A 12,372-nucleotide genomic window follows, 5' to 3' on the forward strand; every position below is an offset into this window, starting at 1 on the left:
CGCGCCTTTGGCAGGTCTTCGGCCAGAAAATCGCCTCTCAGCAAGGATCGAACCATCCATTCGCCGTATTCCTTTTTCCTGCTCGGATCGAAGCCCACGACGTACGCTGTGGCCGACGCACGCGTCTTTGGCGCGTCTGCACCGAGTTGCTGCTTCAAAAGCACGAGGAGAATGTCGCCGTGTAATTCGGTAAGATTTGTTGTGCGCATGATCAATAATGAATCCTTCTACCTTCGGGCATCCGGAGTCTAAAAGACACTATCAAACCGAAAAAACAAGCGGACGGCGGAAACATGGCTGGATTGCCGGTCCGGCGGACAAGAAGACAAGCGCTGATGCGAAAGGATATATTTCAGATGAGCGGGTTTTTGTGCTTCAGGACCGTTTGAGCCGCTTATTGGCCCAAATTGGCCATCATGTGTCTTCACGGATACTAAGGACGATCGCTTCCCCAAACGTCGAGACGGGAGTAATCAGGTATCTCATCCGAGGCGATGGTCATCTCGAACTTTTCCAGTTGTTCGAACGTGAATATCGATGTCGCGGGGATAGCAAACAAGGCCCGCTCCAGAAGGCTGCCATGCCGTGCGAAGATTGGAAGGCGTCCGACGCGATAGTCGCGGAAGGAAGTGTTGGGATTCATCATCCGGAGCTCTTCTATAGCGCCCAGCGCGCCCTTCAGAAATGGAGCGAGCACGAAGGCGTCATTACCATGGATCAGGACGTGAAAAACCTCGTATCCACGAGCGAATTCATTGACCATACGGCACACCCGAACCTCGCGAATTTCGCTCCCCGGAATAACGAAATCGAAGCGGGGAGTTTCGACATGCAAATACTCACCACCGGATACAAGGGAGGCATGGCCCCAGCGTTCATCGAGTGGATTAAAGCGTTCAACCAAGGGCATTTAGGACCTCATTAAGAAAGAAGTAAAGGACGGCGATGAGAAAAAAGGGAACCAAAAAAGATTCGAGAGCCGACAGGAGGGATTTGTTCCGGCAGCGCGGACGCACGTTGGAAAGGTGGGATTCTGGCAGTTCGACCGCGCTAGACGGAAGGGGCCCCTGATGATGGACTTTCGGTAGACGGAATATCACGGCATCGCCCACGACGCGATATTCGGGGTGAACCCAGTCCGAGCTGGAATTCGGGAAGGACACTCCGGGGACGGAATGACAGGTCTCCAAGCCCTTGTCCGTTTCATTCGTCTGAACTCCGTTTTTCGTCCTGACGAGAGCAAGTCGGTCGTCGATGTCCGAGACGTGCAACGCCAGTTCGCCGTATCCTGCCATCCAGCCCGCCTGGGCGAGTTCGCCCGTCAATTCTATGTCGATGCCGAACGGCTGGACCTTTACCGCCAATTCCCCCTGCCTCGTTGGGGCTGCTGGACGAAAACCCGGAACGACGGAGGATGAACGCTCGTTGGAGTTGAAGGATACTGAGAAAGTTTCCGAAAGCCCCGAGAGCAAGTCCATCTCGCGCCGATGGTCGATAATCGCTACGTCGGATCCCCAAGACATCGCCGGGCAGGTGGGCAGATGCGAAGCCTTCCGTCTCAGCTTCGCTTCACCGTCACGGGAGGGGTAGAGAAGGTACTCGACATCAGTTCCCCTGACGATGGCGAGCCCCCATGCGTCGACTCCGGTAAGATCCGTCATGACTTCAGGAGGGGCGATGAAAGCGAATTCATCGGGGTCGACAAGGTAGAGAGGCTTTCTCACGAGATCACCCGTATGCCGCCTTGGGTCAGGATGATGTCGTGATCGGCGATCAGTCCCGGTCCCGGAACGTCCAGCCACGAGATCAGTTCCTCCCGATCCGGCAGGGACCCCGCCCAAATTACCGTGGAACCAACTCTCTTCGCTCCAGGGAGTTGCGAGAGAACCTCGAGCGCGGTGGATACCAGGTGGTCCTGAGCGGTTTTCATGACGGTGGGCGCGAGCGCGGGACGTAGCCGTGCGGCATCAACGCGAATGATGATTTCCTCCGGCCAACCGCCGATAACGTCGAAGATGGTCTCGTCCTCGAAGGATGCGTCATAGGGATCCCACAGCGTCAGACGCGACAGGGACTCGGCGGTAAATCTGGCAATCATGACCTGTTCTCCGTCCGAGATGACATTGCCATTCTCGAGGACTGAGGCGTTCTCGGAGGCCCTGCGCACGACATCCGCAGCGAGGGCGCATGATCTTCCATCCGGACCGTACATGGATTCGTTCGCTATCGCGATGGACTCAATGTCGAGATCGCGCATTCGCGAGATCAGGTAGAACACCGATTGAGGTCCTGACGGGGTAAACTGCATGCTGAAGCCGTTTTATTTCCTTGAAGCCTTGCTAAGAGCGTGGCTCGAAGGCTTAATTTATGCAAGGGGGACCTTTCCGAATGAAACCAGCCGACGGCTACAGGCTCAACATAAGACGCATCCAGGACTTCACGCGCGTCACCCAGGGATTCAGAACTGACGCGATGAGACTTCTGGCGAGGCGCTACGGTCGCGAGGTGGCGGCTCAGGCCGTCCTCATGTACGACCTGAGCCGCATCGGAATCGGCGAGGATCATGGCTCCGAGGTCATTCGCAAGGCCTGCGAGGTCGTCAAGAGGAAGTACCCGGACGGGCGCGGAGGCGTGCCGCACGCGGATCTGAACTGCATCGTGAACTACTTCCTTCTGGACGATGCGGTTCTCGCCATCTTCCGGCACGGCGCCGGGGCCTACAGGAAGGCGTTCGAGGCGAGACGCGAGGTGGCGCGGTGGGCCTGGAGCGCCGACGGGAAAAGACCTCAAGGGATTTCCAGGAAGAGCTGGCAAGAACGGGAACTTACCTGGAAAGAGGCATTGAAACAGCCGGGGCTGGCGCCCGGACTTTCATTCAGGTTAATCGAGACGACGTTGCCCTCAATCGGATGGGCGAACATTCGCAGATACATCCCGAGCGCGGAAGATAGAGTAAAAGCGATCCTCTTCGCCGGAAATGGCTACGAAGCCGAATTGCGTGCAGCGATGATGAACGTCGTGACGAGAAAACTCACGAAGGAAACACTGCTCGGGACGGAGCCGCCCGACTCGGTGACGACGAGAAGACAATCGCCCGTCAAACCCGTTCCGAAAAAGACGGCAGCGGCGAAGAAGGAGCCTCTAGGCGATCCGGAGAAGGCTGCGCAGATCGATCACGCTGATGTCATTAAATCCAGTGACGGTCGCATCTTTCTGGCGGTTCCGTACGTCGGCTTGAGTGAGGAGGACCGCATTTACATCAAAATCACGGACGGCGTTCTGTCCGTCGACCAGAATGCCGTTTCATTCGGAACGGTGTCGAGAATACCGAGGGTCGCTCTCGATCTCGTTTCGGGAGCGAAGACGGTCACCATCGTCGAGGTCGCTCGTTCTGGAGGTAAGCGCTTGTTGCGTGCGAAGCATGTGGCGATGGTGAGGGACATGCGCATCGCGGGACAGGCCCTCGAAGTCCTCGGTGCTTACAAGACCAACGGCATTGAAACCAGGGAGATTGAGGAATGGGAAGCCAGGTAATGAGAGAATCGATCATCAATCTCGACATGAAGGGGCTCGTCTCTCCGGAGGAAATCCATGAAGTCGGTGAGGAGACGGACGGCGAGCGTCCAGGGGAGGTACTGATCGCCGAGGTCCGCAGTTTCGCGAGCGACGGCGGGTTCACGCGCCTTCGCGAGGAAGCCGAGATGGCTGAGACCCATGAACAGGAGAAGGAGGCGGAGGCGCGACAGGAATCTGCGAAGCGCAAGCTCGCGACCATTTCCAATTTCGCCGCCAGGATCGGCGAGGAGAAGAAGAACGACACTACGAGTGAGGATCGTTCCGGGTACTGATTCTTCCTGTCTCCTTGCCCGCGCCCGCAAAAAGGAACGCAACAATTCACTCTGGTCACTCGAGCCTCCTCGCCGATCCTTGAACGACACACCGTCGGCAAGCAGGAATGTTATTGTATGATGCGTGACCGCCGGAGAGGATCGAGTTACAAGCAGGTTCCAGAAATCATGGTTTCATATGTCCGATACGCAACGCTGGCTCGATCTTTCTCACTATGGCATGTCACTCGTGTGCGTGCAGGCTCCTTCCTCCAAGATTTATTTCTTGGTCAGAAACGGGGACAAACATGCCGATGCCCTGAGAGCCCTCGGATTCCGGCGTAACGAAAATCTCGGCTGGTACACGACCGACCACCGTCTCTTGAATCCCGGACGTTTCAAAAAGAAGGGGTTTCCGGAGGCGGAGGCGACTGAACTTCCCAAGAGTGAGATTTACGTTCGACTAGAAGGCAAGGCCACCGTTCAGGAGGCTCATGCTCAGGATGATGTATTTAAGTGCGTCGGCATCAATAGCCGAAAGCAGGCTGTCTACGAGACGGCCGAGGGCGAGCGCTTCACCGCCCCACCGCGCGCGAACAGGCTTTACGAATCCAAGACCATCACTCCCTCGCCGGACGTCTTTCTCCGCGGCAATGACCCGTCTGCCGTCGCGGCCTGCATCGAGGGCTACATCGAAACCCGTTTCGCGGCCCCGAACGAGGAATACGCATCCCCGGAGGCATTCTCCCTCACTTGCGGCATCGAGGATCAGACACAGTTTAATGCCGATGTCGAGGCATCCGTCATCAGGCGCGTCGTCCGCCGCGGCAACCTCGCTCTACAGGAGCGATTCGCGTCCGCTATTGCCCTTAAGGAAGCTTTGAAAGGTACCCCTGCCGCCGATCTGGCTCACAATCTGAGCCTTGCGGTCTGCGGACGTCGCATGCTGGGCTCCGATAGGGATCTGATCGGATCGAGGGTCTTTCTTCCTGTATTCGATCCCGAGGTGAAGCGTTTCCTCCTGCCTCGTGCAACGCGCGCGGTCGATCGTGGAGACGAGTTCGATGCTTCCCTCAGGCTGGTCAATAGCGAATCCGAGGCCATCAAGGCTGCCAAGGAGAATACGGCCGCAAGCCGATCGATCATTTTCGTTCCAGTGAAAACGGAAACGGCGGCCAAGAAGCTCCTAAAGAAGATCTCCGGCATCACCCAGATCGAGGACAGCGCCTTTATTCCCGGAAAGACGGATGGTGTCTTGTGTCTGGTTACCTTCGGGCACAAGGGGATGACCGAAGACCCCGCCGAGCCGGTGTCGAAGAATATCGTGGATCTCTGGAGCTGGGCGTCCTCTCACACGGTCGAGCGCTCACAGGCTATGGAAAATGCGAGAAGCGGACTGTCCGTCAACGCGAAATTCATGTCGGCCGATCCGTCGCTCGCCAACAACGAGTTCCAAAAGCCCTATGTTTCCCTGTCGAAGGTCAACGCGCCAACGACGATGATTCCTCAGGAGCTGGACGGGGCCACCCGCAAGGCGCTCGACCGCGTAGCCGCGAGTTTTGGCGATATCGACAAGACCATGGCCCGCGAATTCGGATATACGGACAAGGAGTTCGCCGAGGTCTTCGCGCCCGAGCAGGTTGACGGTCTGGCTCTGGCGGTGCATGCCGAGAGCCGCGGCCGCGGTTTTCTGTTCGCCGACGGAACGGGTGTAGGCAAGGGCCGCGAGTGCGCGGCGATGATTGCGCGTGCGGTCGCACAGGGAAGGAAGGTTATCTTCCTGTCCGAGCAGGTCCCGAACCTCGCGGACATGCAGCGTGACATTAAGCATATCGGCAGACTAGGCACGGTGAAACCCCTCGTCTTCAACAGCAATGCGAAGCTGATTGACGAGGACACCGATCGTCCGTTCGAAACGCACGACGATGAAATGCTCGAGCGCACCCTCGATCAGGGCGGCTGGCCGGAGGGCATCAACGCCGTTTACATGACTTATACCCAGGTCAACCGGAAGCCCGAGGACTCCCGTCGGTCCGCATGGCTCGACAGCGCGGTCGACGAGAACACGGTCCTGGTCGTCGACGAAGTCCACAACGCGTCCAGTGGCACGTCGAACACGTCGGAAAACATCTCGAATGCGATCGACCGGGCCGGGTGCGTCATCTACTCATCCGCGACCCATGCGGCGACATCGAGGGCGGTTGCGTTCTACAATCGCCTGTTCCCGGACGACATTGACTCAGTCGAGATCGGCAAGATGATGGCTGCGGACGGCGAGCAGCTTCAAGAAGTCGTGACCAACATGCTGGTTTCCGACGGTGTCATGGTGCGTCGCGAGCTCGACCTTTCCGGCATCGAATTCTCTCAGCACATCGACACTGGCCGCATGCCCCAGAACCGAGCCTACATGGACCGGCTCGCGGACATTATCGCCGACATGGCGCAGGTTTCCATGGATATCGCCGACACGGTTCGGAATTTCAACCGGGATGAAGCCCGTCAGCAGGACAAGCGCGAAATGCGCGCCATTCCGTTCGGTGCCCCCCTGCACGCCATGACCCGTCTGGCTGCGGCTTGCCTTGGCGCGGAACACGCCGCCGATCGTTCGATCGAGGCGCTCAAGAACGGCGAAAAACCCGTCATCATGGTGGACAACACGGTTCAGGCGGTACTTGATGAGGTCTCTCAGGGCAATGCGGACAAGCCGGACTTCAAGGTGGTCGTTCACAGGGTCTTCTCGCAGCTAACCAAGACCTATGTCTCCGTCGTCGACGATAGCGACAATCTACCCGCACTCGTCGAGGGTGACCCCGCCGTCGGCTTGACGGCGGCCATGACTGGCGTGCGTGCCAAGATCGACGCGCTTCCCGATCTTTCCGCATCGGTGATCGACGTGATTAAGTCCCGGATCGAGAAGGAAGGTTTCAGCTGCGGCGAGATTACGGGACGAACTCATGAGTTTCGTGATGGCGAGGTCGTTCCGAGGAAGAGCCGGGACAAGACGACCGTGAAGAACGGCTTCAACAGCGGCGCGCACGATGCCCTTCTGATGAACGTCAGCTCGGCCACCGGAGTGGACCTTCATGCCTCAAGACGCTTCAAGGATCAGCGCCGCCGTGTCTTTATCGAAGCGCAGGCTCCTCAGAGCGTTCAGCGTCAGATCCAGTCCTACGGCCGGACATCCCGCCGCGACCAGGTGAGCTTCCCGCGCGTCGAGTTGTTGTCAGCCGGTCTTCCGAACGAAATCCGGCTCGCGGTGATGCGGAACCGTCGCCTGCGGCGTATGTCTGCTAACGTGACATCGAGCCGCGATAGCGCCTTCCTGACGAACAACATCCCCGACATCATCAACTCCGTGGGCGACAGGGTTATCTCGAATTACGCCGAAATGCGTCCGGACCTTCTAAAGAAGCTTTGCCTCGACCCGGAGAGCAACGGCCGCCGTTCCTATGCGAGCGACGAGTTCGCGGCCGAGGCGCAAAGAGACACTAAACATACGGCGAATACGTTCTTGGCCCGTCTCAGCCTCCTGAACACCGATTTCCAGGACAAGATCCTTAGCGAACTGTTCGCCGAATACACCTTCCATCTGGCCGAGCTCGAGGCGCAAGGCGAGAACCCGCTTCGTCCACGTCAGGTCGAAGGTATCGTTCACATGGGAGAAAGCAAACTTTTCGAGGGTGCGATCTCCGGAAGCGACGACAATTCGTTCAACGGTCCGCTGTATCTCCAGGAAGGACGGGTCGAAAGGGTGGTTCCCGCACTCACTTCCGAGAACGTGCTCGATGCCGTTTCCGAGGGCTCCAAGTGTCTCGCGGCGGTGAGCAAGGCGGCCGCCAACCTTTCCCGTAATCGCGATGTTTACCTCGAAACCTACCTATCGGGTGGTTCGCAGAACGTCGATGAGGCTCTCGCAAAAGGCGACATGCGAGTTGAGGAAATCCGCCGGAAGATGGAGGATCTTAGCATTGCGCTTGCCTCCCTCGCGCCGGGACGTGGCTTAAAGATCACTAATCACGACGGCGTTCAGGAGGATGCCATCGTGACGCGCGTGCATGTTCCTGGCCGCGGGTTTGAGCACATCCCTCAGCAATATCGCGTCGAACTCGCAATACCCGGCGAAACGAAGCTTAAGACGTATTTCGTCAATACGCTTTTGAAGATGCCGGGGGTTTGCGACAGGACCGAGGAAGGCGACCTCATCCTGCATTCCAACGACGGTCTGGAGGGTGATGATTACGACCGCGTTCTGGATGCTTTCAACAATGCGACATCAAAACGCTTATCCCGGGCGCAGTTCCTGACCTCTAATATCTTCAGGGGTGCCAGAATCGCGACCAAGCACAAGGTCGGCTCTCTCGTTTCTTTCGTGGATGCCGACGGAGTTCGCCACAAGGGTATCATGGTGAAGAGGGGCTTCGAGAAAAAACTCGCGTTCCTCTCCAAGCGGATCGATAGCGCCGAAGGTGCCATCACCGCCCTCATAGGAGGGGGTGTGAATCGCATCACCACGAACCCGGCAACGGGCCGCGCCGCGATTACCGTGCGTTCCGTCGGCTCAAAGGAGTGGGTGATCAGCCTGCCTCGTCCGACAAGACGAGGTGAAAAGACTTTCTGGCGGTCCGACGACTATCGGGAAATGCATGGAGCCGGCGTTCTGGATGAACGCGGCGCTTCCACGCGCCGCATCAAGGGCGACTCTGAACTGCGTCGCTCGCTCGCGATCCTGAAGGATGCCGGATATAACACCTTCTACGCCGATGGAAAGCCGCACGCCGAAATGCAGGACACCTCCAGTGAGAACGAAAGGGTCTATCGATGAGTTCGACAAACAGCAGCGTTCGCATCGGCAGTCTTCGAGCCGTCGCTTCCGACACGGATGCCGGACGCGCCTTTCTGATCGGATACTGCCACGGCAAGGAACTGCACGTCTGCGGCATCAACACAATGGACGCCCAGGCCGTACCGTTGCGCGGCATCTTCGACACGGATGATATTCCCGAACTCAGCCACGACCATAACTGGTATCTTTCGGAAAACGACGAAGACTGGATATTCTCTCTTCTGTCCGGCGAGGGCACTGAAGCTATAATGGACACCCTCAGCGTGCCTCGTGAGGAGCGTGATCTCTGTAATGAGGACGTTCGGAAACTTCTTTCCGCAGCCGCAGAGCACCTTTCGGAACACATGGATGCCAGAGCTGTATCAGCCCTGTCACGCGCGGACGGCAAGAGCCTCGATCAGCTTTCCTTTTATTCCGGTGAGGGCGAGCGCGCGACTCGGCGTCGTCAAGCTGCCGAAAGCTACCCTCTCGCCGCCGCCTTGATGGCGAAGGAGGTCCGTCTCAAGATTGCTATCGACCGTTCCCAATCTCTCGCCCCCATCCTCAAGGAGGTTCTGGAGAACCGATCCGGAGCGACTATCTCCAAGGGTGTTATGAAACGCCTGGCGCGCGCGCCAGAGCTTCCGGCAGGCTGCTCTCTCGAAACGGTTGCGCGTTTCGCATCGCTCGTTCCTGCAGACTGGATACCGACTGAGGGTGATCAGTGGAGAGCCTTTTGTCACTCGGCGGAATGCCTGCTGACTGAACTAGGCGCCTCCGACGAGGACATCGCGGATCTGGTAAAGGGCCGCGCGGGCGACTGGGAACGATTTCTTTTCAAGGCCGCCAAGGACGGCGGTCGTGAGGTCGAGGATCTCGATGGGGCGATCTCGTTTACCAGGTCCATGATGGGAGAGGCATACCTGATGTCGGTCGAGTTCGCCGACATGTTCCTTCTTCCGGCCGCCGCCATCGGAGTAACGCAACACGACCTGACTGTGACGCCGGAAATGAGAACCGCCGCGATCCAAAGCGCGTATGCGATGCTCTTCAAGGGTCGCAGCGCGATCGAGATCGCCGACCTCACCCGTCGTTGGAGCTTGAATCGCGAGAAGATCAACGATGCCATCTTTCAGGCAGAAGATCGCCACAACCAGCTTCTCGTCGGGTCGATCGAGGAAGGGTCATGGCCGCAGCTGACGGAAGAGGTTGTCGCTCCGTCCGGCATCCGCATCGTGCCGCTAACGTCTCCGGAGCAGTTGAGGAACGAAGGATCGAGTGGGGAGGACCCTGCCGGAAACAAGGGACTATCGCACTGCGTGGGCGGGTACCATAGCTCCGCCGTAAAGGCGGATTGTCACATCGTCTCCGTACGTCGATACTACGAAGACGGTCGCTTTGATCGTTTGGCGACCGTCGAGTTCTCTCGCCTGTCTCCGAATGACAACAAATTAACCGTCAAACAAAGCCGGGCGAGAAGCAACTCTCAGCCCTGCCGCGCCGCCAAGGATGCGCTCACGTGGTACGTCAACTCGGTGGCTGTCGGCCGCGTTCCCCTCCAGCGACAGAGGATCGATGCTTTTCAGGAAATGCGCATGAACGGCCAGAAAACCCTCGACGGACTCGGCCGGCTCTGCGGTTATGAATGGAAGGAAGACAGCGTTATTCAGATCGTCGCTAAGGCGTGGGGGCCGTACGTCACCGACAGCTGGAAGCGCCGCAAGATGGACGACATCATGGCGAGCGACGAGGTGTCGTTCATCGCGGAAAATATCGTTCCCGACGTAAGGATGGCGCGGTTCTGACCGCACCATCGCTCGATTAATCACATCTAAAAGGGAGGTTGGTCACGCGAGCGACCGAAATCGACGAAACCGGGTTTGATCTCGATGATCTCCCGGACGAGGCGTTGTCCACGAGACCAACGCCTCCAGCATTGCTCCGACCTGACCGTCTCAACTTAACATCTTCCCCGTCCTGAAGGAAAGAGTTTGCCGCGCTTTTGGATCAGAGGAGGGTGATCGCGGCCGTCTCAGTCTCGCGATCCAGCTTTCTCCTGAACTCCAGCGGGTTTCCTATCCCGAGAACATCTCGCCCCCGATCCACGAGTGATCTTTTTGGTGCCGACCAGCCGAGGGCACGTGGGCTATCCTCGCCCTCGACTGTCAGTGCGCCGGGGGACAGAACGCTTTCCAGAACGCCTAGAATGAACGGAATTTCGGCCGATCCGTCGCGCATCGCGGCTTCGTTTACTCGATGGTCTCCATCCGTCAGGATGGAGAGTTCGTCGGAGAAACCATCCGAAATCGTGACCATCACGAGACCCATGATGCGTTCGAGGGATTCGTCCTGTATCTTCGAGAAGAAGCGCCTGGCCTCGTAGGCATGATGGTAGGCAGCAGCGAGATTGATCGAGGCGAACGCGTAGGCATGCCGGGCTCCCTGCCCGTCCTCCCATGCTGTAATGAAGGAGACGACTTGCTCGGCGGTCGGATTTGCGACGGCCAGAAAACCCGTCTTGCCCTGATCACCGTTCATAAAGGAGGGCAAACCGCGCCACTCAACCCAGATCGGTACGTCCGGAACCCTAATGACATCGAGGTTCTGTTCGATGGACCAGACAGCGCGCCTGCGGGTCTCCGCGATCCTGTCACGCGCGCCGTCGTTCAGCCTGTACTTGTCCGCTCGCGAGATGTAGCCGGCGATCTCTACATGATCCGGTGCCCCGATACTGGCCATCGCGGACTCTTGAAGGGCGTTTGAGAGCGAAACCGAGGACATACTCAGAACCGGCGTACGCGGCCGGGGCGCTCAAAGATGTCCTGGCAGAGCACGCAACGAGTAGCGCTGGGCATGGCCTCGCGGCGCGCCTCCTCGATCTCGTCGCCGCATTCCTCACAGTAGATGTCGTCGTTCTGCGCCGCGACGGAGTTTTGAATCGCTGAAATCCGGTCAGTGACCCGGGCCTGTTCGTAGTCCGTCGCCGTATCAATCGCATCGGCCATTTCTCAATTCCTTTATAGGGATGGTTGAATCCTTGCTCAAAAGCGTCGACGGAGAAAATAATCCTACCGGAACCGACTCGTCAATAAGGATTCAATATTTTTAACTCAGCGAATCCATTAAACGCCCGCAGTCCCTCAAAACGCCTCGTTTGCCGCCGGTGATTTTTTTCGATTAGGATTCCGAAAGCACCTCATTCAACTGGAGTCGATGATCATGAAACTGTCCGCCGCCGCACTTGCCACGCTTCTTGTTCCCTTGGCGGCCGCGTCCGTCCTTGCTGCGGATCGGGTCGACTTCCGCTACGAAAACCTCAAGGCACGCTACGGTGTCGCTTCCGGATCAAACATGAACCTTCCCGAGGGCGGTGCCGGAGGTATGGTTCACAGACGCAGTGTGCCCGGTGATATAAACTCCGAGTACCGCCTTCCCAAGAGCTCTGAGGCGGAGCGCCTCTCGATCACGCGGGATATGCCGTTCTCCGTTGCTCGCCCAGGCGGCTTCTCCCATATAGATGAATGACGGCGCAGAGGGAAAGTGCTCGTCGTCCCCGGGATTCGTACTTTCCCTCGAGCGCGTGTATAGTGCGCCCGTGCGTCATCTAAACTGTACGCAAGAAACGCTGTCATCAGGGCGGGGAAGACGTTAACCGGAGAAACCACCATGGCAAACCAACAACCTAGTCAAGGCGATGATCCAGAAGCGCGGCAAACCCCTTCC

The 12,372-nt window shown here is 58.1% G+C and carries 11 protein-coding genes; 5 read left to right on the top strand and 6 right to left on the bottom strand.

Annotation, left to right across the window (positions count from 1 at the left end; translation table 11 throughout):
- The 4 genes from E1297_RS08225 to E1297_RS08240 all read right to left on the bottom strand — a co-directional run.
- Positions 1-209 (bottom strand): hypothetical protein (locus E1297_RS08225; RefSeq protein ID WP_155136403.1); only part of this gene is annotated, 209 nt, incomplete at its 3' end.
- Positions 210-433: 224 nt separating this feature from the next.
- Positions 434-910: a hypothetical protein gene (locus E1297_RS08230; protein ID WP_155136407.1), complete on the bottom strand. Its 477-nt coding sequence runs from the start codon at positions 908-910 to the stop codon at positions 434-436.
- Positions 897-1,724 (bottom strand): hypothetical protein, encoded by an 828-nt coding sequence (locus tag E1297_RS08235; protein WP_155136410.1) that lies wholly within the window; start codon positions 1,722-1,724, stop codon positions 897-899. The genes E1297_RS08230 and E1297_RS08235 overlap by 14 nt, the downstream gene beginning before the upstream one ends.
- Positions 1,721-2,278: a hypothetical protein gene (locus E1297_RS08240; RefSeq protein WP_155136413.1), complete on the bottom strand. Its 558-nt coding sequence runs from the start codon at positions 2,276-2,278 to the stop codon at positions 1,721-1,723. Before E1297_RS08240 ends, E1297_RS08235 begins: the two co-directional genes overlap by 4 nt.
- 110 nt (positions 2,279-2,388) lie before the next feature.
- Here E1297_RS08240 and E1297_RS08245 point away from each other — a divergent pair, with 110 nt between their 5' ends.
- The 4 genes from E1297_RS08245 to E1297_RS08260 all read left to right on the top strand — a co-directional run bounded on the left by E1297_RS08245 (position 2,389) and on the right by E1297_RS08260 (position 10,454).
- Positions 2,389-3,534, top strand: coding sequence for a hypothetical protein (locus E1297_RS08245; RefSeq protein ID WP_155136416.1), 1,146 nt, complete (start codon positions 2,389-2,391; stop codon positions 3,532-3,534).
- On the top strand, positions 3,534-3,848 hold the full coding sequence (locus E1297_RS08250; RefSeq protein ID WP_155136419.1) for a hypothetical protein: 315 nt from the start codon (positions 3,534-3,536) through the stop codon (positions 3,846-3,848). The genes E1297_RS08245 and E1297_RS08250 overlap by 1 nt, the downstream gene beginning before the upstream one ends.
- 178 nt (positions 3,849-4,026) lie before the next feature.
- Positions 4,027-8,649 carry a strawberry notch-like NTP hydrolase domain-containing protein gene (locus E1297_RS08255; RefSeq protein WP_155136422.1) on the top strand — a complete coding sequence of 1,541 codons (4,623 nt, stop codon included), beginning with the start codon at positions 4,027-4,029 and terminating at the stop codon, positions 8,647-8,649.
- A complete protein-coding gene (locus E1297_RS08260; RefSeq protein ID WP_155136425.1) occupies positions 8,646-10,454 on the top strand; it encodes a PcfJ domain-containing protein in 1,809 nt (602 codons plus the stop codon). Before E1297_RS08255 ends, E1297_RS08260 begins: the two co-directional genes overlap by 4 nt.
- A gap of 202 nt (positions 10,455-10,656) precedes the next feature.
- Here E1297_RS08260 and E1297_RS08265 read toward each other — a convergent pair whose 3' ends face one another.
- Positions 10,657-11,388 carry a hypothetical protein gene (locus E1297_RS08265; RefSeq protein WP_155136428.1) on the bottom strand — a complete coding sequence of 244 codons (732 nt, stop codon included), beginning with the start codon at positions 11,386-11,388 and terminating at the stop codon, positions 10,657-10,659.
- Between the two features lie 44 nt (positions 11,389-11,432).
- On the bottom strand, positions 11,433-11,654 hold the full coding sequence (locus E1297_RS08270; protein ID WP_155136432.1) for a TraR/DksA C4-type zinc finger protein: 222 nt from the start codon (positions 11,652-11,654) through the stop codon (positions 11,433-11,435).
- A gap of 214 nt (positions 11,655-11,868) precedes the next feature.
- Between E1297_RS08270 and E1297_RS08275 the strand changes: the two genes are divergently transcribed.
- Positions 11,869-12,174 carry a hypothetical protein gene (locus E1297_RS08275; RefSeq protein WP_155136435.1) on the top strand — a complete coding sequence of 102 codons (306 nt, stop codon included), beginning with the start codon at positions 11,869-11,871 and terminating at the stop codon, positions 12,172-12,174.
- Positions 12,175-12,372 lie beyond the last annotated feature (198 nt).

The sequence above is a fragment of the Roseibium sp. RKSG952 genome (genome assembly GCF_009711355.1).

What these genes read in the sequence shown, in the direction of transcription:
- E1297_RS08265 (WP_155136428.1), bottom strand. Translation starts at nt 11,388, where the DNA reads ATGGCCAGTATCGGGGCACCGGATCATGTAGAGATCGCCGGCTACATC.
- E1297_RS08245 (WP_155136416.1), top strand. Translation starts at nt 2,389, where the DNA reads ATGAAACCAGCCGACGGCTACAGGCTCAACATAAGACGCATCCAGGAC.
- E1297_RS08255 (WP_155136422.1), top strand. Translation starts at nt 4,027, where the DNA reads ATGTCCGATACGCAACGCTGGCTCGATCTTTCTCACTATGGCATGTCA.
- E1297_RS08260 (WP_155136425.1), top strand. Translation starts at nt 8,646, where the DNA reads ATGAGTTCGACAAACAGCAGCGTTCGCATCGGCAGTCTTCGAGCCGTC.
- E1297_RS08250 (WP_155136419.1), top strand. Translation starts at nt 3,534, where the DNA reads ATGAGAGAATCGATCATCAATCTCGACATGAAGGGGCTCGTCTCTCCG.
- E1297_RS08230 (WP_155136407.1), bottom strand. Translation starts at nt 910, where the DNA reads ATGCCCTTGGTTGAACGCTTTAATCCACTCGATGAACGCTGGGGCCAT.
- E1297_RS08275 (WP_155136435.1), top strand. Translation starts at nt 11,869, where the DNA reads ATGAAACTGTCCGCCGCCGCACTTGCCACGCTTCTTGTTCCCTTGGCG.
- E1297_RS08270 (WP_155136432.1), bottom strand. Translation starts at nt 11,654, where the DNA reads ATGGCCGATGCGATTGATACGGCGACGGACTACGAACAGGCCCGGGTC.